A 24,106-nucleotide genomic window follows, 5' to 3' on the forward strand; every position below is an offset into this window, starting at 1 on the left:
CGTTATCTGTTCAGTAAGCGGAAAGGCATTTAGATTTACGAAGTTGAATGAGACGATTTGGCAAAACAAAAAAAAATAGATGGGTGGTTACCTCTATGATTTTTGCTATTGGATTGGTAACACTAAGTGGTTGTTTGAAAGATGAGGACGGTGTATATCACGTTTCTGCGGTACGGGCATTGAACGCCGTTCCCGGATCGGAACATTTGGACATCGGTTTGAATGAAAGTTGGCTCAACTACGACTTACAAACCCGGGAGGTTGAGGATTTTGCTTACCGCGATACCTTGCCGTACAAGCAGGCGTGGCCGGGTACGCGGGAGGTGAGAGTGTTTGAAGGCGGAAACATCACAAGCGGGGGGCTTTTGGCAAAAGGTAATGTACAGTTTACGCCCGGACAATTTTATTCCATATACGTAGTGGGACTTGAGGATGACATCGAATTGATGGTTACCGAAGATGACTTGTCTGAACCGGCGGCAGGTAAAGCTAAGATCCGCTTTATTAATCTGAGTCCGGATGCGCCGGCGCTGGATTTCGGGGTCGAAAGTGCGGATACGTTAATTGCTAGCGATATTGCATTTAAGGAGGTTAAAGATTTTTCGGCTGTTGATGCCGGCCAGACCTACGTTTTCAGTGTCTTTGAGCACAGCGGCGGTGCCCGGGTGCACTCCTTTAAGTTTAAACCCGAAAGCGGCAGAATCTACACCGTATGGATCAGGGGGATGTTTGACAACGAGGGAAATGCCGAGCTGGATTTTGGCCATGATATGATTGTTCATTAACGATTTTCTCCATAAAGTTTAGGTTGATTGAATCCGTCGAAAGACGGATGCCGCTCCCTCCCCGGGAGCGGTTTTTTTATGCGGTGTCCAAGCGACTGCCCGAACTAAACGGTTCCCATCGCTCCTTCGTTCGAGGTTTGGGTCGCCAGGGTCGCACGCTTTGCACTACATTGTAATCAGCAAAAAATAGTTTTTCTTGCCTCGTTGGACTATCAAATACCGGTCGTTGACCAAATTTGCGAGTGATAATCGCTGATTACTATCGCTGATTTTAATTTTATTGATCGATACACCACCGCCCTGGATCATTTTACGGGCTTCTCCTTTGGAAGGGAAAACCGCAGAAGAAACTGCGAGAAGCTCCAAAATATCGATTCCGTCGGCCAACTGATCCTTGGCAATAGGGAACTGTGGTATCCCATCAAACACATCCAATACGGCCGCATGGGACATGCCTGTCAAGAACTCCAATGACCCATTGCCAAACAGGAATTCAGACGTTTTTATCGCCGTCTCGTAATCCGCTTCGGAATGTGTGCGGATGGTGATATCTTTAGCAAGAGCTTTTTGGATGATTCGTAGGTGAGGGGCCGCGTCGTGCTCAGCGATCAGGGCGTTGATTTCCTCCTCGGATTTCAGCGTGAAAATTTTAATCCAGTTTTTCGCATCGTCGTCACTCGCGTTTAACCAAAACTGATAATAACGATAGGGAGATGTCTTGTTAGGGTCGAGCCACACTGCCCCGCTTTCGGTTTTCCCGAATTTGTTTCCATCTGCTTTTTTAATCAATTTGGTAGTGAGCGCGTAGGCGGTGCCTCCGTCTTTGCGACGGATGAGCTCAGTGCCCGTGACAATATTACCCCATTGATCGGATCCCCCCATTTGGAGGATACAACCCTGATGCTTCCAGAGATAGTAAAAATCATATCCCTGTATCAATTGATAGGAAAACTCGGTAAAGGACAACCCGTTTTCTCCTTCAAGGCGCTTTTTTACGGAATCCTTAGCCATCATGTAATTGACCGTGATGTGTTTTCCCACCTCACGTATAAAATCGAGAAAATGAAAGCGTTTGAACCAATCGTAATTATTTACCATGATCGCCCCCTGTTCGGGATCTGAAAAGTCGAGGAACTTGGCCAACTGTTTTTTCAGGCAAGCAATGTTATGGTTCAATGTGTCTTCGTCGAGCAAATTCCGTTCCGCAGATTTTCCCGACGGATCTCCGACCATGCCTGTTGCTCCGCCTACCAGCGCAACCGGCCGGTGCCCCGCTTTCTGGAAATGAATTAAGGTCATCAATTGCGTAAGATGGCCAACGTGCAACGAGTCACCTGTAGGATCAAAACCGATGTAACCCGATATTTTTTCTTTTTGCAGTTCCTCCTCGGTACCGGGCATAATATCGTGCAACATGCCCCGCCAACGTAATTCATCAACAAAACCCATGGTTGTTTGTGCTATTCAATTGCCTGATTAATACGGCGGCAAAGATAGCAGAATATCAGCGAAAATCGTTATCTTGGCACAATAAGTGCTCAATAATTAGAAAGCCGGAATGAATTTCCTTTCACATTATTATTTCGAACGGTATCGCCATAATCCCGAGTTGGTCTTAGGGTGTGTATTGCCGGATCTCATCAAGAATGCGGATCGGAATGTGAATGTTTTACCTCAAAAACACGAAGACCGCTTTGGCAATAACCCTAAACTTCAGAGCATTTATCAAGGCTGGATGAGGCATGTAGAGACCGATCGCTGCTTTCACAGTTCTTCGTTTTTTTACGACCATACGCATCGGTTGAGAACGCTGCTTGCGCCTATTGTGGAAGCCACGGAGATCCGTCCCTCGTTCCTGTCGCATATCGCTTTGGAACTGCTTCTTGATCACCTGCTGCTCCATTATAATTGGGTGCACGAATCCGATTTTTATGAGTATTTAGCTGCGGCGGATCGAGAAGCGACCGACCGGTTCCTGAAATTGTGTGGAGTTTCGGATACGGCATTCTTCTTCAAGTATTTCAATAGCTTTATGCGTGCGCAATACGTAGCCGGCTACCGCGATTTCGGGCAGATTACCCATGCAATGATCGGAATCTGCCGCCGCCTTTGGAATGTCCAGCTGGATCGTGATCAATACAGCGGGATAACGGAAATCGTCAGTGATTACGCCGCAAATTTAACGGGTGAATTTCCGCATATTTTTGAGGAAGTAGCGTCCAAACTTTCCTAAGTCTGTCTGAGCTTTCGGTATTTTTCCCTAAGTTTGACCGATCGAATCGATCCTGATGATACCGATATATGGCGAATAGACTTTTCCGCAAAAAAAAGGTAGACCAAATTATCCGGGCGTCACAATCAGACGGGAGTGGAGGATTGGCGAAGGTGTTGGGTGTCCGCGATCTGGTTTCGCTGGGAATAGCGGCTATCGTAGGTGCCGGGATTTTCAGTACGATCGGGCTAGCCAGTTTTAATGGTGGGCCAGCGGTCTCATTGCTATTTGTTTTTGTCGCGGTTGCTTGTGTGTTTACTGCGTTATCCTACGCACAATTTGCCAGTACCGTACCCGTTTCGGGAAGTGCCTACACGTATGCCTATGTAGCGTTCGGCGAATTGTTTGCCTGGATTATTGGTTGGGCGCTTATTTTGGAGTATGCCGTATCGAATATGGTCGTAGCCATTTCGTGGTCGCAATACTTTGTCAGCATGCTTAAAGGTTTCGGTATTCATCTTCCCGGCTGGCTTACCATGGCGCCCGCTTATGCGACTGAAGCTTACGCAAAGCTGCAAACCCAAGGGCTTGATTCGCTATCCGGTATCGAGCGGGAAGCTGTCGCTGCCTATGAACAGGCACCGAAAATAGGTGATTTTCCTGTTATATTTGATCTGCCTGCGGGCCTGATTACCTTTTTAGTGACTTGGCTGGTTTATATTGGCATTAAAGAATCACGTACAGCAAGCAACGTGATGGTGGCTATAAAAATCGGTGTTATTTTATTTGTCATTTTCGGCGGTGCGTTTTTTGTCAAACCGGAAAACTGGGTGCCTTTCGCGCCGAATGGTGTCGAAGGCGTATTGAGCGGCGTGGCTGCGGTGTTTTTTGCCTTTATTGGGTTTGATTCGATATCTACTACGGCCGAAGAATGCAAAAACCCGCAACGAGATTTACCGAGAGCCATGATTTTATGTCTACTAATTTGCGCGGTTTTGTACGTGTTAATTACCTTGGTCTTGACAGGTATGGTAAACTATAAGGAGATGAATGTCAAGGATCCGTTAGCCTACGTTTTTGAATACGTCGGCTTGGACTACATGGCCGGAATAGTGTCCGTCACGTCGGTGGTTGCGATAACCTCCGCATTGCTGGTTTTTCAGTTAGCTCAGCCGAGGATATGGATGACGATGAGCCGTGACGGTTTACTTTGGAAACGCTTCGCCACTATACATCCGAAGTACAAAACCCCATCTTTTGCGACGATTGTAACGGGTATTCTCGTGGCTATACCGGCCTTATTTTTCAAGATGGATTTTTTTGTGGATCTTACAAGCGTCGGTACATTTTTCGCATTTATTTTAGTGTGCGCTGGTGTGCTTTATATGGATTATACAGGTATTTCGGAGCAATCTAGTTTTAGAGTGCCTTATATTAATGGGAAATATTTGATCACCCTCGGTTTTTTGATCGCAATATGGGGTGTTTATCAGTATGGTCAGGAGACGATTGCGGAATGGCACGGGTTATCGGTGGCAGAAATTTTTGAGCACAAATTGTTGATCATCGTGTTTTGGTTAGTCTGGATGGTGCTTTGTGTCATGGGGTATAGGTATCGGTTCTCTTTGCTGCCGGTTGCGGGAATTCTTGTCAACCTGTATTTGATGTCACAATTGGGGGCGAGCAACTGGTTTATTTTTCTGGTATGGCTACTGATGGGCTTAGTGGTTTATTTTGGGTATGGTTACCGGCATTCCAAATTGAAAAATACCGATGGATGAATGTCGGGTGTTTAGCCGTCGGGCATGGTATAGTGCGCTGAACCAGCAAACGTCAGAACGTGTTAAAAATTGTTAAATTAATAAAAAACTTCTACATTTGTTTACACAGTTTAGACGCTTTTATCCTACCTTTGTAAGGTACGATTAAACATGGTGATGATTAAACTTAAATTAAATCACGTCATTCACCATATTCGAATCAGGAATATATGAGAAAGTTTTTACACCACATCGTTGTTATCCTCATAGTAAGCGGCCCGGTTCTCGCCGGAGAGGCTCGTGCTATGCAGCAGTCTACAGCGGCTGCAACGGATACTACCCGTGTGGTGAAACAGGGTGAACCCCAATCCAGCACACTGTTGCTTTCTGATTCGGAGAAACGTGCCCAGCGATCATTGTTTTCCTCGTTTCGTAATTTCTTTCCATTTCGTATCGGTAATAATAATCCTGCAGATAATGAAAAATTATTGAGTAGCGTGAAGGTATTTCCGAACCCGGTGGTCGATCAAATCAGTCTTTCTTATCGACTTAGTAAACGAAATTCGGTATCCATTAAAGTAATGGACGCATTGGGCAATGAAGTCATGACCTTGTTGAATCAAGAACTTGACGCGGGTCCGCAAAGCCACGTTTTTGATACCAGCAGTAAATTGACCAACGGATTCTATTTTATCCGTGTATCAGCGGGTACAGAAACTGTCGTTAAGCGTATCTCGGTATTGTAGGCTGTAGCGGTCGCCGCAGCAGGAACTAAACTAATCCCGTATCTTTATATTCCCTTCTTATTCCGGTTCCGACCAACGACCGTCTTCCCGTATGATTTCGATAAGCTCATCCAAGGCACTTGCCGATGGGACATTGCGTTTAACGATTTCTTTGCCGCGGTAAAGGGTAATTTTGTCGGGACCCGCACCTACATAGCCATAATCGGCGTCAGCCATTTCTCCCGGACCATTGACAATGCATCCCATGATTCCGATTTTAAGTCCTTTCAGGTGGTTTGTTCGACTGCGTATCATTTGCGTGGTCTCTTGCAAATCAAAGAGCGTGCGGCCACAGCTTGGGCAAGAGATGTATTCCGTTTTAGAAATCCGCGAGCGGGTAGCCTGTAAAATTCCGAATGAAGCAGATACCAATTTATCGATCGGCGTAGCAGGGGAATCGATCCATATGCCACTGCCCATTCCATCCACCAACAATGCCCCCATATCCGTCGCAGCGTAAAGTTGCAGTTTGGATAAAGGTTCCTCTGGGTCCATCAAATTGCCTGGAATCGCAGAAAATTCTTCAGCGGAATAGTGCCGATGGATGATAACGGGATTGTCTACTCCCAATTCAGTCAACGCCGAAAAAAATAGGCGTTGATCAGCCATTCCATGTATTTCGTTGGTTTCAAGTAAGAAGACAATGGTTTTGTCTAACGGCAGGGCCTCGAACTCAGGCGTGTTGACATCGGCGTAGCTGGTTCGTACCAAATTAAGATGGGGATCCCGTAAATCGGCTTCAATAAATTCGGCTAAAGTGTATACCGGATGAATATTGGATTTATTTGTAATCGTTTTCCAAGTCCGGTAATTGTACAACTGCTTGAGGTTCCCGGGCATGGTAAATGAAGGAAGTTTGTCGGCAAAGTAAACAAAATCCACCGACTGTTCGCCCATGTGATATTTGTCAAGCATCCAATCGTATTTATACCCTACTTCCGAGAGGATGGCCGGATCCCTCAATGCGGTCCGTGAAAGGTCGATGACAACCCGAGGTACCAACGAGCCGCCGATGAAGGCATTCGTTTCGGCAGATGCATAGGGTCTGATCACGGGCTGAGCCAAGGGCAATGCCGGGTTGGCATTCCCAGATTGTTGAAGCGCGGTTTCGTGTCGGCGTTTGGTATACCTGTTAACCAACGCGATGGCTACGGGAGCTTCGAATTCAGGCTCTTCGGTCAGCGACACACGGACCGTGTCGCCCAATCCGTCTTCAAGTAGGGTGCCAATACCTACGGCTGATTTGATACGCCCATCCTCACCGTCTCCCGCTTCGGTAACGCCGAGGTGCAAGGGATAGTTCATGCCTTCAGCTACCATTTTTTCCACCAAAAGCCGGTATGCTCGGACCATCACCTGAGGATTGCTGGATTTCATGGAAATAACCAGGTTGTAATACTTGAGGTCCTCGCAGATGCGGATAAATTCCATCGCGGATTCGACCATGCCTTCCGGCGTGTCGCCATAATGGCTCATAATGCGATCCGAAAGAGAGCCGTGATTCGTGCCGATGCGCATGGCTGTGCCGTACTCCTTGCAAATTTTCACCAGCGGTGCAAACTTGCCGTAAATTCGTTCCAATTCGGCGCTATATTCCGCCTCAGTATAACGGAGTTGATCGAATTTCTTTTTGTCGGCATAATTGCCGGGATTAATGCGTACTTTTTCAACGATCCGCGCGGCTACTTCCGCTGCATTGGGTGTAAAATGGATATCGGCAACCAAAGGAACGTTATAACCCCTTTTACGGAGTTCCTTTTTAATTTCCGCTAGATTATGGGCTTCTTTGATGCTGGGTGCGGTAATGCGTACGTATTCGCAACCCGCTTCCACCATCCGGATGGTCTGTTCCACAGAGCCTTGAGTATCCATGGTATCCACGGTAGTCATGCTTTGGATACGAATGGGATTGTTGCCTCCCAAAGGTACGTCACCAATGGCTACCTCACGGGTAAGCCATCTTGAATATTCCGTTAATGAACGACAATAGCCTCCTGGTAAGATGTTTCCGATTTTTGTATCCATATCCGGTTACAAAGTTATGGATAATGATTTATATATTCAGATCAACCGATCTTTGATCACAAGGGTGCCTGCTATTTTGTCGTGCAGGCATTGTTGCCGCCGATCGAAGAAGCCTGAGAGGAAGCCGATGCCTAGCGTTATGACGCCGACCAGTTTGGCCAGGTTACGGGTGGCCGCTTTGCCGTAACCAATGGGCTTTCCCTGCTCGTCGGTTACCTTCACGCCGATGAGTATTTTACCGAAGGATGCCTGTTTCCGAGAACCTTCCAGGATAACACAGGCAACGAACTTAAAAATGGGAACGAGCGCCAGACCCATAAGGAGTGTAGGAATACGTGTCGGAGTGTTTGCTGTGCCGCCAAGGTAGATAGCTGCCAAGACCGCATAGCCGCAAAATGCGAAGAAATAATCAATGGCCGTAGATAGCAGCCGCATATCCATCGAGGCGAAGTATTGCGGTTGGGTGGATTGATGAGCAATGTTTAATGCCTTGCTTAACGTCTCGATTTCCCGTAGCTCTTTGAATTCCGGATGACCTACGGGCTTAACAAAGTCCGTGGGACGGAGCTTCATCGCACGCAGTTCATCCAGTGAAAAGGGCCCCTGCGGTTTCCCTTGGACCACCACTTCATATCGATCTGAAGGATTCACTAGTCGTACCGTCTTACCGTAAAGGAGGTGAGCCCGCCTTGGAGGTTAATAGTAAACCGGTTGCCAGCGTTGTCGTAACCTTCGGTCACGTATGAACCGTCGCTTTGCTTGGTAAAGCCCGGGAAATCTCGAGAGGAGAGACCGGATTTAACGACAATTCTACAAGCGGCTGCTTTTGGCACTTCGATCTCTACACTAGCGACACCTGATTCGGCGGTGATGACCGTTTCTTCCAAGGGCATACCCATTTTCGCTTCGAATGACGCGGCTCCGCCATTAAAACTAAGACCGGCAACCTTGTACTTGGTCAGATCAAATTCTGCAGATCCCGCGCCCATATCCAGGTTGATATGCCATACAGGATGAGGATTGAGACTGATTTTAGCCCAGTTTTCGTCGTCATCTAAATTCCAATTGCCCTTTTTTTGATCCCTCATACGGAAGGAAAGATTGGCATTGGAACCATCCGAGGTGGTTTCCAGGTAGTGGGTACCGATAGTGCTTGCCGCTTCTGCACTGAAAAGCTTATCGGTGATGCCTTCGATCTCGTATTCGACGGCTCCGCCCTTGATCGAAAGATTCGCCGTGGTAATCGCACTGTCGTATTCGTGGGTAAACGTACCCTTTGAGTTGCCCGGCCGTCTTTGTTCCATCGGCGACCGTTCGGTTTCGCTGCGTCGGGTGTTGTTGTCAAACATCCACCAATTGTTGTGCGGTGGAAACATGCCGCGGTAGGCAAGAAACGCCAGGGCAGCGATAGTGACGATAACGGACACTGCATTTCCGACGCCCCGGCGTGGTACCAGGAGATTTACACCGATCACGATGAGGATAACCGGCCACATGCTGAATACAGATCGCCAGTAGAAATTGATGACGTCTAGGTTGTCCAATAACAGGACGCCACCTATAAACAATAGGATGAGTCCCCAGCTTAATTTTTCTTTATTCATGACCCTGGCTATTTAGTGTATGAATGCGTTTCGTCGTTGTCATCTGTCGGCTGTTCAGCTTCTCGACTGTCGCGGTGAGCCTTTTCACTACGGACCGTCGGCCGTTTGTCGTTGAAAGCTCCGAAAATACTAGCTAATCCCATCACGATGATTAACACAGGCCAGTAACGGGCGAAATCCCGCCAATAAAATACGTCCAGTTGGTGCAACAGGAAAAATATCCCCACCAGCAGCAATATTAGTCCGGCTATATACCGATCTTTTGAGATCCGTTGCTCGGCGGGACGCGGCGGCGTATAGTGGGTGTAAGCCGTGAATTCTTGATCCGCTTTCGTGCGGTAGTCAACATCGAATGGATCTTGTGGCAATGAGAAGGCTTTGACGGGGAGCACGATCCACAAAACTATATAAACAATCGGTCCCAACAGCCCGATACCCATATACCCCGAAAAGAAAACACTGAGGACGAATGCCACCCGCACCCAGGTTTTGTCTATCCGGAAATAGGCCCCCAATCCGGCGCAAACACCGGCCACCGCTCCCTCGTAGGGAATCCGTTGAAGTTTCTTTTCCATGATCCATCCATTTTTAGCTGTTACCATATTGAGGTTTTATCACGATTTCGTCCACGTGGGCACCTGCACTCAGTTGTAGACACGCGGCAACCGCTGTTGCGATGTCGGCCGGTAGTATGAACTGATCGGCAGAAACCGATGTGCCTTCCCAGGAAGACGTCAATGTAGAGCCGGGTATGATTTCTGTCACCTTTACGCCATGTGGCCTTACTTCATCCCGCAATACTTGGGTTAGACCCCTTACGGCGTATTTTGTTACAGTATAGGTGCCCGCCGATGAAACCGGTTCCCGACTGGCAATGGAGCTGATATTGAAGATGTGGCCTTTGCCATTCTTGCACATATTACGGGCAATTGACCGGGATAGCCGATGAGGGGTGTGGTAATTGACACGCATTTGGAGGTCGAAGTCTTCATCGGACTCATTTAATAGGGATACCGGTCTGAATATGCCTACATTATTGACAAGGATATCTAGACCCGGAAACTGTTCTTCTATCCAATGAATCAGCCTGGTCAGTTGTCTACTGTCCCCAAAGTCGCAAGCGAAGTACTGCACAGCAATACCGGGATAGCGGTTTTCCAGTTGGTGCTTTAACGTTTCCAGTGTTTCACTGCTGCGGGCGGATAGCAGTAAATTGCAGCCACATTCGGCAAGTTTTTCAGCAATGGCATGTCCCATTCCTTTGGTTGCACCCGTAATCAGCGCAGTCTGATTGATAAGAGGTCGCATGTCGTGATGTTGTTTGAATGTCAAAGTTAAGAAGTTTATCAGCGACACCGTCAAACAATGGATGGCTTATTTTCGTTTCATATCCGTAAAACGTGTATATTTAGCCGGAACAATGGCCGTGATATTTTGACAAGTTTATGTTTTTTACCTATTTCGGACAATATTTGCTGCTGCTGAAATCAGTTTTTAGGCGGCCGGAAAAATGGAAAATTTATTGGAAGGAAATCATTCACGAAATGAATGAAATCGGGGTAGGTTCTTTAGGGCTGATTGCCATTATTTCCACATTTGTCGGTGCTGTAATGACCATGCAGATTGCCTTTCAATTGGTTTCCGACTTAATTCCTACCTCTGTTATTGGACAGATCAACCGGGATTCCAGTATATTGGAGTTAAGCCCCACGATTACCGCACTGGTACTGGCAGGAAAGGTCGGTTCATCGATTTCCTCCCAAATCGGATCCATGCGTGTTACCGAACAAATTGATGCCCTTGAAATCATGGGCATCAACGCACCGGGTTACCTAATCCTTCCCAAGATATTGGCCGGGATCACCATGATACCGGTGCTCGTTATCCTATCTATTTTTCTGGCTTTGGTGGGCGGGCTTATGGGAGGTGCACTTTCGGGCGCGGTCACGCCAGCAGATTATATCAATGGCATTACGGACGGGTTCATTGGCTATACGGTAGCTGTTGCCCTGGTTAAAGCGTTCGTCTTCGGATTTATTATTACATCCGTTTCAGCATTCAAAGGCTTTTATGTTCGGGGAGGAGCGTTGGAGGTTGGTCAAGCCAGCACCCGCGGCGTGGTCATCAGCTGCATTTCTATTTTGGTAGCCGACTACATTGTCACAGCAATGATGCTTTAACCATTTTACGTCCTTCATATGATCGAAGTTCAACAAATCCATAAATCTTTTGGCGAAAACCATGTACTAAGAGGCATAGATGCCAAATTTGAACCTGGCAAAATCAGTCTCATCATCGGAGGTTCCGGTTCGGGGAAAAGCACATTATTAAAATGTATGGTGGGGCTGCACGCTCCGGAGGAGGGTAAGGTACTGTATAATGGAGAGGATTTTACCCGGATGGATTTTGAGGCGCGGATTCCCATCCGGAAAGAAATCGGAATGCTTTTTCAAAATTCGGCGTTGTTTGATTCGATGACCGTGGAGCAAAATATTACCTTTCCGTTGGAAATGTTTAGCGATATGAGCCGCAGCGAAAAAATAGACCGGGCAAACTTCTGCTTAGAGCGTGTAAATCTGGCCGGGCGCAACAAGCTGTATCCTGCCGAATTGTCCGGCGGTATGAAAAAGCGCGTGGGGATAGCACGCGCCATCAGTATGAGTCCGAAGTATCTGTTTGTCGATGAACCCAATTCGGGCCTTGATCCCGAAACATCAATTCTGATCGACGAACTGATTGCTGAATTGACCGAGGAGTATCAATGCACCACGGTGGTGGTGACCCACGATATGAATTCGGTGATGGGCATCGGGGAGTACATTCTTTTTCTTTACAAAGGCCAGAAATGGTGGGAAGGATCTAACAAGGAAATTGCGCATACGGATGTTGAAGAGCTGAACAACTTCGTTTTCGCGAGTCCATTTATGAAATCGGCGAAGGAGCGGTTTTAGGTTTGAAGTCACGCAAAGAATGGTCGTAAAAAATCGCTGACCATGAAATCTTTTGGCATTCACTGGGTGAAGCTGTCTATATCTCCTATCTTTGCCGCAATAAAAGTAAGTCAATTTGGTAAACGGTATTCAACTACTTACCCCTCAGCACTGGGAAGATTACGAGCTCATCGACTGCGGAGATTTCGAAAAACTGGAACGTTTTGGAAAGGTGGTACTCATCCGCCCCGAACCACAGGCGGTATGGCCGAAGGGGCTGTCCGAGTCGGAGTGGGGCAAACGACACGATATCCGTTTCCGCGGGCGTTCTGCGACCAGCGGGGATTGGATAAAAAAGAACGCCAGGCTACCCGACCGTTGGCAGGTCGCCTACCGCAATCCCGACGTATCCATTCAGTTCCGCTTGGGGCTTACGTCGTTTAAACATGTAGGAGTGTTTCCCGAGCAAGCCGTGAATTGGGATTACATCTCGCAGACGATCAAGTCGTTTTCAGTGAAACAACCCAAAGTGTTAAATCTTTTTGCCTATACGGGCGGTGCTTCGTTGGTTGCGAGGGCGGCAGGTGCCGATGTCACGCATGTGGATTCCATTAAGCAGGTGGTTACCTGGGCCAATGAAAATCAAGAATTGTCGGGACTTGCCGATATCCGCTGGGTAGTGGAAGACGCGCTTAAATTTGTCAGACGCGAACTCAAGCGGGGAAATCGCTACCAAGGAATTATCCTTGATCCGCCGGCGTATGGGCATGGACCAAAAGGAGAGAAGTGGAAACTGGAAGACCACATAGGGGAGATGATGCGCGATGTGGTGCAGTTGTTGGATCCAAGGGAACACTTCTTGATTCTCAATACCTATTCGTTGGGTTTTTCTTCCGTAATCGTCGAAAACCTGGTTAGATCGGCAATGCCGGATGTCCGGAATCTGGAAACAGGGGAGCTTTATTTGCAAGCTGCCGCGGGAAGCAAACTGCCGCTGGGGGTTTTCGGAAAATTCAGAAAATTTTAATGGATTTGTTCGCACACGATAGCGAAATCGGATGGGACGCGCTGGGTGGGGGCGTAAGCCGTAAGGTGATGTCTTATTCCGATGCACTGATGGTAGTCAAAGTACGCTTTGAAACCGGAAGTATCGGCATGCAGCACAAACACCCCCACACGCAAATCAGCTACGTGGCAGCGGGGCGTTTCGAATACACAATCGGGGACCGGACGGTTATAGTAGAATCCGGGGACACCTGCTTGATTCCGCCTGATATTCTCCATGGGTGCTTATGTTTGGAAAAAGGGGTGCTGATCGATTCGTTTACCCCGGCCCAGGAGGATTTTCTTCCTATTCAAACACCACGGTCCGGTTCCCGGTAATGATTACCCGATCTTCTATCACCATTCTCAGTGCCTTGGTAAGCACCGATTTTTCCACCTCTTTTCCTGCTTTGACCATATCTCTTACGGTAAAACTATGGTTCACTGGTTTAATATCCTGCGCGATGATCGGACCTTGGTCCAGCTCGTCGGTCACGAAATGCGCCGTTGCGCCGATCAGTTTGACACCCCGGGCATGCGCCTGTTTATAAGGATTGGCACCGACGAAAGCGGGGAGGAATGAGTGATGAATGTTAACGATCTGCCCCGGATAACGGCCAACAAAATCCGGAGAAAGAATGCGCATGAATTTGGCAAGGACCAAATAGTCGGGCTGATACCCATCAATTGTTGCTGCCAGTTCGATTTCAAACTGTTCTTTTGACTTGCCCTCGTGACTGATGTAGTGGAACGGAATGTCGAATCGCTCGGTAAAGCCACGTAACGTATCGTAATTGCCCACGACGCAGCAGACTTCCGCATCCAGCGTGTTGAAAAAGTGGCGGACGATGATGTCGCCCAGGCAGTGATGTTCTTTCGTCACCAGGATGGCCAGCCGTTTTTGTTGGGGTGGATTTACCACGACGGTCGCTCCGTCGGGCAGTGCAACGGTAAGGTCAGCCGTGAGCCGGTCGCTATCTTCCGCTTTACCGGCACATACGATGCGTACATAAAAGCGGTTGGCCGCTTCATCGACATATTCCCGCATGGTGACGATGTTAAGGTTATGATTTGCAACGGTATTCGAAATGGTGGCCACCAAGCCAACCGCGTCACGGCATTGAATAAGGATAAGGGTCTGGTTTGTCATTTGCTTGTCGTCAGGCTACGAGCTCCTCTTCTGCTAATTTCGGTTCTTCGGCAATGTCTACTTCGATGCGTAGGTTATTGACGATGTGTTTTTGTCTATCCGGTGTATTCTTGCCCATGTAGTACTCCAATAGCTGGATGATTTTTTGGTCTTTCGAGAGAATGACGGGGTCGAGCCGCATGTCTTTGCCGATGAACAAACCAAATTCTTCCGGCGAGATTTCCCCAAGCCCTTTGAATCGGGTAATTTCCGGTTTGTTTCCCAACTTAAGGATGGCCCGTTGGCGTTCCTCATCGCTGTAGCAGTAAATGGTTTCTTTTTTGTTGCGAACCCGGAATAAAGGCGTCTGTAAGATCGATACATGACCGGCTTTGACCAGGTCCGGGAAGAATTGGAGGAAGAACGTCATGAGCAGCAGCCGGATGTGCATCCCGTCGACGTCGGCATCGGTAGCGATAACAATGTTGTTGTACCGCAATCCATCGAGTCCGTCTTCAATGTTGAGTGCGTGCTGCAACAGATTGAATTCCTCATTTTCATACACCACTTTTTTGGTGAGGCCGAAAGCATTCAAGGGCTTGCCCTTCAAGCTGAATACGGCCTGTGTCTGGACGTCCCGCGACTTGGTGATGGAGCCGCTGGCGGAATCCCCTTCGGTGATGAATAAGGTGGTTTGCTGCGCCAATTCATGGTTTTCCCCGTAATGGATTTTGCAGTCGCGCAGCTTTCGGTTATGTAACGAGGCTTTCTTTGCTCGTTCGTTGGCCAGTTTTTTTATGCCTGCAATGTCCTTGCGTTCCCGCTCGGATTGTAGGATGCGTTTCTGCAGGGCGTCGGCGGTATCCGGATATTTGTGCAGGTAATCGTCAAGGGCTTTCTTTACAAAATCGTTGATAAATGTCCGTACCGTGGGGCCTTCCGGTCCGATATTCTGGGATCCTAATTTGGTCTTGGTTTGAGACTCAAAGACCGGCTCCTGTACTTTGATCGCGATTGCTCCGATAATCGAAGCACGGATATCGGAGGCATCGAAGTCCTTTTTATAAAACTCACGTACGGTTTTAACCACCGCCTCCCGGAATGCTGCCTGATGCGTGCCCCCCTGGGTGGTGTGCTGGCCATTCACAAACGAGTAATACTCCTCGCCGTATTGCTGGCCATGGGTAATGGCCACCTCGATGTCATCCCCCTTCAAATGAATGATGGGATAGCGCATCGATTCAGCGTCAATATTACGTTCCAGAAGATCTTTAAGGCCATTCTCCGAAACAAATTTCTGCCCGTTAAAATTGATGGTCAGGCCCGAATTGAGAAACACATAATTCCAGATCATGTTTTCCACAAACTCCAACCGGTAATGATAATGGCGGAAAATGCTGTCATCCGGATAAAACGTCACAGCTGTGCCGTTCCGTTGTGTGGTCGTTTTTTCTTCATCCTTTACCAGTTCGCCTTTACTGAATTCGGCGATACGCGTCTTGCCATCGCGGTATGACTGCACCGTGAAAGAGGTCGAAAGTGCGTTCACTGCTTTCGTACCCACCCCATTAAGGCCGACGGATTTCTGAAAAGCTTTGCTATCGTATTTTCCGCCGGTATTGATCTTGGAGACCACGTCTACCACAGAACCAATCGGAATTCCGCGGCCATAATCACGCACGGATACCTTTTGTTCATTTACGGTGATTTCGATGGTTTTTCCGGCGCCCATTACAAACTCGTCTATGGAGTTGTCCACCACTTCCTTCAGCAGTACGTAAATGCCATCGTCATAGGCAGAGCCATCGCCCAGTTTGCCAATGTACATTCCCGGACGTAAGCGGATGTGTTCTTTCCAGTCGAGCGATCGGATACTATCTTCGTTATATGTGGTCATTTCTTACAATACGAGTCGTTGATGTCTACCGTATAAAGTCACGCAATTATACGGAATTTTGTTGATTTTCTTGATGACGTGCTGACAAACTGTTGTCATCTACGGGTGGGTTCTTTGTGGTATGGATCAAAAACATCATGTTATGAGCACTACACAAATTTTGAGCAAAGCGGAGTTATTAAATCATTGGCAGGGGCACCGAAGACTGACCCGCCGGGTAATTGAGGTATTTCCTGAAGACAAATTGTTTGCTTTTTCGGTAGGCGAGATGCGACCGTTCGCCGATTTGGCAAAAGAGATGCTGTCCATCGCCGTGCCAGGTTTAGAGGGCATCGTAAGCCGTGCGGAAAGCGCTTACGAAGAAAATCAGCCCGATATTACCACGAAGGAAGCGTTGTTGCGTCGGTGGGATGAAGCCACACCGCGTATTGATGCGCTTTTCAACCAGATTCCGGAGACGGACTTTCACGAAACGTTCAACCTCTTCGGCCAGTTCAATTTCCCGATCATTGAGAACATCCTGTATTTCATCGATAATGAAATTCACCATCGTGCACAGGGGTATGTATATCTCCGTGCATTAGGCATCCAACCCCCATTTTTCTGGGAGCGATAAGGAGCGGTAAATAGACGGTAGCGGCCGCGGCTCAGTTAAAGTTGGCGGCCGCGGCTTTCAGGATTTCAGCGATGCGTTGGCGCAGGCTTTCCGGTTCGACAACCTGCATACGATCGGCAAACATAAGCAGCCAGCGGGGAAACTCGTCGTGAGCGTCCTGCGTTTCGAAATCCATTTCTACATAGGGGCCGCAATCGCGTTCGGATACAAAACCGTGGTAACCACGCTGCCATTTCAGGTAGCTTGCTAGGTCTTTCATTACGCGGATGCGGACCTTTGTTTTGGGAGTTTGATTGCGGGCGAGCTCCCGTTCCTCCATGAATTGGCCTAATGGCGGATGCTCATGCGCAAACGGCTCGTCTAGCAGCCGCAGCTGGGCAATGCGGTCGGCACGGAACTGCCGATAGGCGTGGCGTGTATGACAATACGCATAGATGTACCAATAGTTCATTTCGTGAAACATTCCTACCGGCTCAATTACCCGTTGTTGAGGCGCTTCGTCACGTAGGCCCTTGTAAGCAAGAACTACCTTCATCCGTTGAGCGATGCTTTCAAAAAGCGTACTTAAGGCATGAGGGACGTTGGCGTTGAAAATCTCATAACCGGGTTTGGCCATGACAATTTTAGACTCAATATTGGTCAGCCAGTCCTTTTCAGTCATCCGCAGCACCGCTTTGATTTTATATAGCGCCGCTTCGTAATGCTCTTGCAGCTTGCGGTCCATAAATTTTCCCATCAGCTTTTGGGCGCCGACGAAGCTCAACGCCTCCTCCTTCGTAAACAAGACCGGTGGCAAGCGGTATCCATCTACGATGCTGTATCCCGACCCCGCTTCACCGAAAATAGGTACGCCCGCTTGCTCCAGGCTACGGATGTCACGGTAAATGGTGCGCAGGCTCACGCCGAATCGGTCGGCGAGTTCCTGCGCTTTTACAATACGTTTGGACTGCAACTGGATGTATATGTTAACAATTCGATCGAATCGTTTCGCAGTATCTACGGCCATTGCGCTGTTTATTTACTCTTTAACCTCGACCCGGATTCCTTTGCTATGGCTGCTGAATTCCGGCGCATACATGCACTGGATGGTACTGATGCCATTTGAAAAATCGCCTGCCTGTGATACAAATACTGGGTATTCAAACACATAAGTCCCTTTACGCAAGTGGTCGAAAAAGAAGTTAGTTGCCACGTCGCGCGTGCTCTCATAGTAACCCAACCCACCTTGGTAACGGTAGCCGCTCAGTACGTTGATAGGTTCAAAACAGGCTGCCCGCATATCTTTCAGGTGCACATATTCCATATCCCGGTCTACGCGCAGTTCGATACGGACAGTTACCTTGTCGCCCACTTTCAGCGGATTAGCGGCCGTAATCTCCTCCAATACCGGTCCGTTGCTGGTGTTTCGCTGGATAAAAAGCTGCTTGCGCAAATTAAGCGGTGTTTCCGATCCGGTAATTTTATCGAGGTCCTCAAAGTATTGCCAATATACGGCGCCCCATGCAACGCCTTCATTTTGAGTTTGGTCCACATTGACGGAGATGTTACCCATGTCGGCCGTGACCGCGTCTCCCTCGTAACGTTTTTTGAAATACCCCGTCCCCGCCTCGGTTTTTATCTCGGTAGAGCGAATCGTTTCGCCACCCAGTGCGATGGTTACGGTAGGCTCGTTAACCAACCAATCGCTGCCGCGCAGGAGTAAGGCATAGATGGCGTCGGAGGTGGCTTTTGTCGTATTCCAATATTGGGTTTGTTTTTGTTTGATCAACCATACCTTGAGGTCGTCCACCGTTTGGGCATCGTCGGCCACTTCCGTAAAGGCTTCAATCAGCAGCGCTTGCGCTTCAATCGGTGCTTCGTACCACCAATAGCCACGGGGCATGGATTTCCAATACATACCTATCTCGTCGTTCCGGATGGCGGTCTCGCGGAGAGAGACCATAATTTCATGGGCGTCGGTGCGATTATTCCCCCGGTGCAATGCAAGCGCGATCTGACCTTTTAGATACGGGTTGAATTTGGACCAGAACGATGTGGCTTGTGAGAAATAGTACGTGTATGCCGTTTGGCTTTCCTCAGGAAGCGGGTGGTCGAGAAAGCTACGTAAATAAAGATATTGAACTTGTGGGTAACTGATGTGTTGATCGTCCAGTTTCGCTTTGTTTTTCAGCAAGGCATCGTAGTCTTCTTTAATCTGCTGATCAAGATAGCCCATCGCCCTGGTCAATATCTGCGTTGCTGCCTCTGAGGAGGCGGCCTCAATGCCCAGATGGCGTAGGCGCGCGATACCGGTAGCAATGTATTGCGTGATGTATCGGTTGCTCATCATACCATGGAACCAAGGGAAGCTGCCTTCGGGCTGTTGCATCTCGGCCAGTTTGGCTAGGTTCTGTTGCAATCCCTGGGCGAGCTTATGACTTTCAAATAATTTGGCAATCCGGTGTTTTTGTTCGGATTCATTCTTGGCTTCCATCACCCAGGGCGTTTCTTCCAATAATGCTGCCTTCAGTTCCTGATTTTTCTCCAAGTTGGACAGCAATGCCGCAGTGTCGCCGGTTGCCCATTGGTCAAAGATGGCTTTCACTTTGGGCGATTGCCCCACGATGTGCGCAGCCAGGGCATTCGCATAAAAGCGGTTGAATACCTGTTCGGCACATTCATAGGGGTATTCCATCAGGTAGGGCAATGCCTGTACGGCATACCAGGCCGGATTTCCAGTAAACTCGACGGTCAACGCGTGGTTTACCAACGTGTTGCTTGATTGTTCAGTCAACTTTTCGAGAGTAAATGTTTTGGTTTCATTGCCCCGTACGGGGAGCGGCAGCGTTTCAGTTACCAGCATCCGGTTGGTAATGACGGGCAGTGTATTTTCCTCCCCATCGGTGAAGTTGCCCGCTTTGGCGGTGATACGGACCACGATCGGCGCAAAATGATTGTCGGGGACATGGATCACCCAGTCGACCGTGGTACTTTGATTGGCGCCGGCGGTAAATTTCCGTTCGACCGGCTTGTCTCCGAAACCAGCCACAGGCTGGAGCGTCTCCGCATCCAGCAGTTGCAGGTTCGCCACTCCCTGTAAGTCGCCCGTACTGATGTTGCTTATTTTACTGCTGATGCGGATATTATCCCCCTGACGCAAAAAGCGCGGCAGGTTTGGCATGACCATCAGGTCTTTCTGTGTTTTTATTTGGCCTTGCAAGTATCCCGTTTTCCAATCGGTGGTATGTGCGAGCGCCATGAACTTCCATTCGGTGAGTGCTTCGGGCAGTGTAAATTTGAAGGTCACATTGCCCTCGGCGTCCGTTTGGAGATGCGGAAGGAAGAATGCGGTCTCTTGCAGGTTGGTTCGTAAGGGCGGGGTTATTTCGGCCTCTTCCATTCCCGGTTCTCCAGCTGCGTCCTGGGCGGATTCGGAGACTGCGGTCACCGATCCCGTTAAACTTTGCTTTTCCTGCGTTCCGTAACCAACCACAACCATTTCTTCCATAACGGCATCGGCGTTGCGTGCACGCGCCTGCGGGGCGGCCACCCCCCCAAAACGGCCAGCAAGGCCGCGGATCATGAATTGCTTGTCCTCCGGATAGATCAACCGGGTCAGCCCATCCAGGGCATCGTATCGTTTCACAAATGAGAGAACATTCCGTTCCTGTAGATTGCTAAGCCAGTTGCTTCCGGTGGATCGCTCAAATCCTTGATGGGCATTCCAATAGCCGTAAATCGAGTAATCGTCCAGGAAACGATCCCATTGCCAATTATGAGCCTTAAGTGCATCCAGGGATGCATCGTAAAGACCTGCCAGCAGCTCTGCGGCAACGGCCTCTTTTTTATTCCCCTTGATCGTCAAATGCCATTCTTCGGTCTCACCCGGAAGCAATTTATCCCGGTGGGTGGCCCATTCCAATTGGAGATCCCGGTTGGACCAGGGAACTGTAATGCGTTGGGAGGTCTGATACACCCGGTTGTTATGTACATACAACCAGGAGAACTCGAGGCCTCCTCGGTCTTTCTCGGTCAGATGCCGCTCGATCCGCCGCCATTCAGTAAATGCGGTAAATTCAGGGTTGATGTCGGTGTTGGTTTCCAAGACATAGGTGCTATCGGCCCCGGTTTTAATCACCATATCTAACGACTGATCCGGCTCCAGCGACGTTTTATCGGCGTATACGAGAAAGGGCTTCTGCGGTCTTGTTTTTGCGGTGACATCAACGGCGTAGGTATATTTTTTGTCGATGATTTCGTTGCCTTGTGGATCTGTTGTTTTCAGCTCAATCAGGTGCCACCCCTCGTGTTTCCAGAGACCGGCTGGCAGGGCCACCTCGTTGGTGGTCGCTGTATTGATGGAGGTGTTCCAGACAGCGTTCTCTTGGGGCCATTGGAGGTAGTCCGATTCATCCGCATATTCGTCGTCCGGGAATGCTGCCCGGAATTCCGTCTCCGACAGGAGATACTGGTCGGGTTTTTCCCACAGCCGTTTCCGGTAAAGTTTTCCCGGAAAACGCAGCGGGCGGACGGATATGGATACGTCCGTAGGCGTAGCGACACCGTCGAGGTTTTGGGTGCTGACGATCAACTTCTGCGGTTGCGTTAAATTAATGTGTTCCTCGATCGATGCCGTGATCTGCAACGAACGATAGCCCGCATTGACATCCTGCGATCCGCTTTGCGTCTCACCGTTGATATCAGTAACATCTGCGTAAACCGTATAGGTAAATACCGGCCAGGAATCCGGATTGAGTTGTTTATCAGGCAGGGTCTGAAAGGATACCTCGAACGTGCCGTCTGCATCGGTAGTAAGGGTCCCATTGGCGACTTCCATCTCCGGTGAATGAGGTTGTCCCCAACGGTAAAATGCCCAGAAATACGGAAAGCGGGCACGTCTCACCACGCGGTAGCGGACTTCCGCGCCATCGATGTTATTTCCAGCATAAGCCTGCGCATTGCCCTTGATCGTCACCTCTTCATTGAGAGCCACATTCATCTTCAGTGAGTCAAACCGCACCCGGAACTTCGGCCGTTTATATTCCTCGACGGAAAAGTAAGCGGCCCCCAAGTCATTGCCCAGCCGCATCTGGCCAGTAAGGCCACCGTCTGGGGCGGTGAATGTGCCGGAGAACGAACCGTACTCGTTGGAAGTCAATTCGATTGACGTTACCTCCTGATTATTTGCATCATACAGCGTTACTTTGGTTTGTTCATTCGGTAGTACCCGATTGGTTTTGTTTTTAAGGTTCTGTTGCACCAGAATGCCCTTAAAATGGATGGTTTGACCCGGCCGGTAAAGGGAGCGATCCGTAAAGAAAAAGAGACGATTGCTGGTGTCGGGTTGTTTATCACCCTTGTGGAACGAATAGTAATAGCTGGGCAGCTGTAAGGAATCTCCGTGGTGGACAACGCTCATGCGGCTTATTTCGGAAAAATCGATTAGCGTTTTGCCATCCTCATCCGTTTTGGTTTGGCGCAATTTCGTGTATTTATACTCCCTTTTTCGACCATCCCATTGGTTGCCCCAATAACTAACGGTCGCCCCGCGCAATGGCATCCCCGATTTACGGTGCAATGCAAATAGCCATCGGCCATCTTTGGTGTCGTAACCCGCCACACTGACGGTTGACACCTGAAAAGGTGTGGCATGAACAATGTTTTTAGTAAGCTGAAAATCCGATGTTGCTGATGCAACTAGTATATAGGATCCCACCGGTAAGGGATCGATCTTTAATTCTGCACGGTGCTCATAAAGGTCTTCTGCCGATGGCAGTGCTTGTTGCCACGACCGGATGGGTTTTGTCTGGAGTAGTTGGGCACGTTGCTCATCCGTTAGCCGATTTTGCTGTGGATTTATTTGCAAAGCATTAGTATACAGTCGGATATATACCTTGGATACATTCCGGTAGGTAATCAGCGCCTTGCTGTTCTCTTCCGGCAGTACCACTTCTTCGGTCTGCAGGGCGAGCGATGGATCGGTGAGCTGTTGTGCCAAGCGCGAAGCGTTTGCAGCCCCTTCGGTGTCCGGAAAGCGTGCAACAAGGGCATCCAGCCGGTTTTTTAGCGCGGGAAGGTCCGTTTTTTTCGTTGGATCGGTCGACTGGTGGTCGTACAAGAACTGGATAATCTGGTAGGTAACCTGTGCGCTTGCAGGTGCATCTGGATACAACTTTTCCAAAGCGTGTAAGGCATGTAGATACAAACTATCTTTTTCGGGATGCACGGAATATCGATGCACAAACGCGAGCCGTTGAAGGTCTGCATCAATCAAAGCGTCCGGCTTGGGGTCGTGGAGATGAAAAGCCAGTAGCTGCTGATAGGTGTGCAGCGCGCGGAAATGCAGAGCCTCCGGATGAGCCGGATTTACCTTCACGTCAGCCAGCCGATCCGCAGGTTCAAACCACAGGGTCCCGTCAATCTGGAATTGATAGGCCGGTTTAATTACGTCCTTTTCATCGTTTTGGAAGAATTCGAGGGCACGGAAAGCAAGGAAGTCGTATAGCGTAGGCCGCAAGTGGCGGGTGTTTTCTCCTGCACTCAGGATGGGTGCATAACGTGCTACCGGAATCTTTTGCAGCGCTTCACGATCCAGAATAGAAGCTTGATACAGCTCACTCGCTTTGCGGATTAAGGTGGCGGCATCCCACGTGGCGATATCAGCGGGCGGATCTCCAGCCAATGGGGTCCGATTCAGTATCGTCCATCGGTTATGCTGGTAATATCGCCAGTACAATTCGCCATTGATACTTTGCCATAGCGATTTTTCCGCGCCTTGACTTGTCTGAATAAGCGAGTCAATCGTCAAAATATTCTGCGTCGTAGCATCACTTTGTATGGTTTCATCCACGCCCATCAAAAAGAGTTGCGCTTTGATGGCATTCGGGCCATCTGCTTGTTGTTGCGCGGACGCCAATATTTTCTTGGCAATTTCGGCCGCCGACTGTGGCCGTCCTTTTTCGACGAGGGAATTTATCTGTTGCCATTCTTTTTCGAAGGAAGACAACGGAGGTAATTTTTGTGCCATGGTAGTCGTGACGGTAAAAACCAAAACAAAGGAAAAAATGCTGCGAATCATGCTGATAGAAATTAATGTCTTGTGATGTGCCTGTGCAAACTTAACTAAAATTGCGTCCACTACACAGAACAAGGACGCATTGTGCCACACGGATGCTACAGGAAGAGAAATTCCATATCCTTTTTCCAACTTTATCACGTCAAGCAGAGAAAACGCATAATTCATGCTCATAGATAGTATAAATTGTGGGTTTTTTTCTATTAATTAGTATACGTTTTACCGTACGGTTAATGATGTTTATGGGATCTGGATGCGGAGACCG

The 24,106-nt window shown here is 48.8% G+C and carries 19 protein-coding genes; 9 read left to right on the plus strand and 10 right to left on the minus strand.

Annotated elements, in window-relative coordinates; genetic code table 11:
* Positions 1 to 95 precede the first annotated feature (95 nt).
* Positions 96 to 785 carry a DUF4397 domain-containing protein gene (locus ACFQRK_RS14505; RefSeq protein WP_379007891.1) on the plus strand — a complete coding sequence of 230 codons (690 nt, stop codon included), beginning with the start codon at positions 96 to 98 and terminating at the stop codon, positions 783 to 785.
* A gap of 165 nt (positions 786 to 950) precedes the next feature.
* Here the strand turns inward: ACFQRK_RS14505 and tyrS are convergent, their stop codons facing one another.
* Positions 951 to 2,234: a tyrosine--tRNA ligase gene (tyrS, locus tag ACFQRK_RS14510; RefSeq protein WP_379007893.1), complete on the minus strand. Its 1,284-nt coding sequence runs from the start codon at positions 2,232 to 2,234 to the stop codon at positions 951 to 953.
* A 109-nt stretch (positions 2,235 to 2,343) separates the two neighbouring features.
* Between tyrS and ACFQRK_RS14515 the strand changes: the two genes are divergently transcribed.
* The 3 genes from ACFQRK_RS14515 (at position 2,344) to ACFQRK_RS14525 (ending at position 5,503) form a co-directional block, all read left to right on the plus strand.
* Complete coding sequence (locus ACFQRK_RS14515) at positions 2,344 to 3,018, plus strand: hypothetical protein (protein ID WP_379007895.1); 675 nt, start codon at positions 2,344 to 2,346, stop codon at positions 3,016 to 3,018.
* A 68-nt stretch (positions 3,019 to 3,086) separates the two neighbouring features.
* Positions 3,087 to 4,778, plus strand: coding sequence for an amino acid permease (locus ACFQRK_RS14520; RefSeq protein ID WP_379007897.1), 1,692 nt, complete (start codon positions 3,087 to 3,089; stop codon positions 4,776 to 4,778).
* A gap of 209 nt (positions 4,779 to 4,987) precedes the next feature.
* Entirely contained in the window at positions 4,988 to 5,503 is a 516-nt protein-coding gene (locus ACFQRK_RS14525) for a T9SS type A sorting domain-containing protein (protein ID WP_379007899.1), read from the plus strand.
* Between the two features lie 57 nt (positions 5,504 to 5,560).
* Here ACFQRK_RS14525 and ispG read toward each other — a convergent pair whose 3' ends face one another.
* The 5 genes from ispG to ACFQRK_RS14550 are packed head-to-tail and all read right to left on the minus strand — an operon-like array spanning position 5,561 to position 10,479.
* Positions 5,561 to 7,567, minus strand: coding sequence for a (E)-4-hydroxy-3-methylbut-2-enyl-diphosphate synthase (gene ispG, locus ACFQRK_RS14530; RefSeq protein WP_379007901.1), 2,007 nt, complete (start codon positions 7,565 to 7,567; stop codon positions 5,561 to 5,563).
* Positions 7,568 to 7,603: 36 nt separating this feature from the next.
* Entirely contained in the window at positions 7,604 to 8,218 is a 615-nt protein-coding gene (locus ACFQRK_RS14535) for an RDD family protein (protein ID WP_379007902.1), read from the minus strand.
* On the minus strand, positions 8,218 to 9,171 hold the full coding sequence (locus tag ACFQRK_RS14540) for a LiaI-LiaF-like domain-containing protein (RefSeq protein WP_379007905.1): 954 nt from the start codon (positions 9,169 to 9,171) through the stop codon (positions 8,218 to 8,220). Before ACFQRK_RS14540 ends, ACFQRK_RS14535 begins: the two co-directional genes overlap by 1 nt.
* Before the next feature lie 8 nt (positions 9,172 to 9,179).
* Positions 9,180 to 9,746, minus strand: coding sequence for a PspC domain-containing protein (locus ACFQRK_RS14545; protein ID WP_379007908.1), 567 nt, complete (start codon positions 9,744 to 9,746; stop codon positions 9,180 to 9,182).
* 13 nt (positions 9,747 to 9,759) lie between these two features.
* Positions 9,760 to 10,479: an SDR family oxidoreductase gene (locus tag ACFQRK_RS14550; protein ID WP_379007909.1), complete on the minus strand. Its 720-nt coding sequence runs from the start codon at positions 10,477 to 10,479 to the stop codon at positions 9,760 to 9,762.
* A 137-nt stretch (positions 10,480 to 10,616) separates the two neighbouring features.
* Between ACFQRK_RS14550 and ACFQRK_RS14555 the strand changes: the two genes are divergently transcribed.
* The 4 genes from ACFQRK_RS14555 to ACFQRK_RS14570 all read left to right on the plus strand — a co-directional run bounded on the left by ACFQRK_RS14555 (position 10,617) and on the right by ACFQRK_RS14570 (position 13,484).
* A complete protein-coding gene (locus ACFQRK_RS14555; protein ID WP_379007911.1) occupies positions 10,617 to 11,351 on the plus strand; it encodes an MlaE family ABC transporter permease in 735 nt (244 codons plus the stop codon).
* A gap of 18 nt (positions 11,352 to 11,369) precedes the next feature.
* Positions 11,370 to 12,122, plus strand: coding sequence for an ABC transporter ATP-binding protein (locus tag ACFQRK_RS14560; RefSeq protein ID WP_379007914.1), 753 nt, complete (start codon positions 11,370 to 11,372; stop codon positions 12,120 to 12,122).
* Between the two features lie 115 nt (positions 12,123 to 12,237).
* Entirely contained in the window at positions 12,238 to 13,128 is an 891-nt protein-coding gene (locus ACFQRK_RS14565) for a class I SAM-dependent methyltransferase (RefSeq protein WP_379007916.1), read from the plus strand.
* Positions 13,128 to 13,484, plus strand: coding sequence for a cupin domain-containing protein (locus tag ACFQRK_RS14570; protein ID WP_379007918.1), 357 nt, complete (start codon positions 13,128 to 13,130; stop codon positions 13,482 to 13,484). The genes ACFQRK_RS14565 and ACFQRK_RS14570 overlap by 1 nt, the downstream gene beginning before the upstream one ends.
* Here the strand turns inward: ACFQRK_RS14570 and purU are convergent.
* Both purU and ACFQRK_RS14580 read right to left on the minus strand, forming a co-directional pair.
* Positions 13,453 to 14,295: a formyltetrahydrofolate deformylase gene (purU, locus tag ACFQRK_RS14575; protein ID WP_379007920.1), complete on the minus strand. Its 843-nt coding sequence runs from the start codon at positions 14,293 to 14,295 to the stop codon at positions 13,453 to 13,455. The two genes, ACFQRK_RS14570 and purU, sit on opposite strands and share 32 nt — an antisense overlap.
* A 10-nt stretch (positions 14,296 to 14,305) precedes the next feature.
* On the minus strand, positions 14,306 to 16,171 hold the full coding sequence (locus ACFQRK_RS14580) for a DNA topoisomerase IV subunit B (protein ID WP_379007922.1): 1,866 nt from the start codon (positions 16,169 to 16,171) through the stop codon (positions 14,306 to 14,308).
* Positions 16,172 to 16,313: 142 nt separating this feature from the next.
* Here ACFQRK_RS14580 and ACFQRK_RS14585 point away from each other — a divergent pair, with 142 nt between their 5' ends.
* Positions 16,314 to 16,787, plus strand: coding sequence for a DinB family protein (locus tag ACFQRK_RS14585; RefSeq protein ID WP_379007924.1), 474 nt, complete (start codon positions 16,314 to 16,316; stop codon positions 16,785 to 16,787).
* Between the two features lie 31 nt (positions 16,788 to 16,818).
* On the opposite strand, the gene ACFQRK_RS14590 is transcribed toward ACFQRK_RS14585, so the two are convergent.
* The gene (locus ACFQRK_RS14590) at positions 16,819 to 17,793 is read right to left on the minus strand and encodes a helix-turn-helix transcriptional regulator (protein ID WP_379007926.1); all 975 of its coding nucleotides are present in this window, start codon (positions 17,791 to 17,793) and stop codon (positions 16,819 to 16,821) included.
* Positions 17,794 to 17,805: 12 nt separating this feature from the next.
* Positions 17,806 to 23,844 (minus strand): alpha-2-macroglobulin, encoded by a 6,039-nt coding sequence (locus ACFQRK_RS14595; RefSeq protein ID WP_379007928.1) that lies wholly within the window; start codon positions 23,842 to 23,844, stop codon positions 17,806 to 17,808.
* Between the last annotated feature and the right edge of the window lie 262 nt (positions 23,845 to 24,106).

Origin of the sequence: Parapedobacter sp. GCM10030251 (genome assembly GCF_042666505.1) — a bacterium.
Taxonomy (GTDB): domain Bacteria; phylum Bacteroidota; class Bacteroidia; order Sphingobacteriales; family Sphingobacteriaceae; genus Parapedobacter.

Bases quoted from the DNA above. Each gene is read 5' to 3' on its own strand.
- ACFQRK_RS14505 (WP_379007891.1), top strand. From the start codon at position 96: ATGATTTTTGCTATTGGATTGGTAACACTAAGTGGTTGTTTGAAAGAT.
- ACFQRK_RS14595 (WP_379007928.1), bottom strand. From the start codon at position 23,844: ATGATTCGCAGCATTTTTTCCTTTGTTTTGGTTTTTACCGTCACGACT.
- ACFQRK_RS14550 (WP_379007909.1), bottom strand. From the start codon at position 10,479: ATGCGACCTCTTATCAATCAGACTGCGCTGATTACGGGTGCAACCAAA.
- ACFQRK_RS14570 (WP_379007918.1), top strand. From the start codon at position 13,128: ATGGATTTGTTCGCACACGATAGCGAAATCGGATGGGACGCGCTGGGT.
- ACFQRK_RS14580 (WP_379007922.1), bottom strand. From the start codon at position 16,171: ATGACCACATATAACGAAGATAGTATCCGATCGCTCGACTGGAAAGAA.
- ACFQRK_RS14540 (WP_379007905.1), bottom strand. From the start codon at position 9,171: ATGAATAAAGAAAAATTAAGCTGGGGACTCATCCTATTGTTTATAGGT.
- ACFQRK_RS14520 (WP_379007897.1), top strand. From the start codon at position 3,087: ATGGCGAATAGACTTTTCCGCAAAAAAAAGGTAGACCAAATTATCCGG.
- ACFQRK_RS14560 (WP_379007914.1), top strand. From the start codon at position 11,370: ATGATCGAAGTTCAACAAATCCATAAATCTTTTGGCGAAAACCATGTA.
- ACFQRK_RS14525 (WP_379007899.1), top strand. From the start codon at position 4,988: ATGAGAAAGTTTTTACACCACATCGTTGTTATCCTCATAGTAAGCGGC.
- ACFQRK_RS14590 (WP_379007926.1), bottom strand. From the start codon at position 17,793: ATGGCCGTAGATACTGCGAAACGATTCGATCGAATTGTTAACATATAC.
- tyrS (WP_379007893.1), bottom strand. From the start codon at position 2,234: ATGGGTTTTGTTGATGAATTACGTTGGCGGGGCATGTTGCACGATATT.
- ACFQRK_RS14545 (WP_379007908.1), bottom strand. From the start codon at position 9,746: ATGGAAAAGAAACTTCAACGGATTCCCTACGAGGGAGCGGTGGCCGGT.
- purU (WP_379007920.1), bottom strand. From the start codon at position 14,295: ATGACAAACCAGACCCTTATCCTTATTCAATGCCGTGACGCGGTTGGC.
- ACFQRK_RS14585 (WP_379007924.1), top strand. From the start codon at position 16,314: ATGAGCACTACACAAATTTTGAGCAAAGCGGAGTTATTAAATCATTGG.
- ACFQRK_RS14555 (WP_379007911.1), top strand. From the start codon at position 10,617: ATGTTTTTTACCTATTTCGGACAATATTTGCTGCTGCTGAAATCAGTT.
- ispG (WP_379007901.1), bottom strand. From the start codon at position 7,567: ATGGATACAAAAATCGGAAACATCTTACCAGGAGGCTATTGTCGTTCA.
- ACFQRK_RS14515 (WP_379007895.1), top strand. From the start codon at position 2,344: ATGAATTTCCTTTCACATTATTATTTCGAACGGTATCGCCATAATCCC.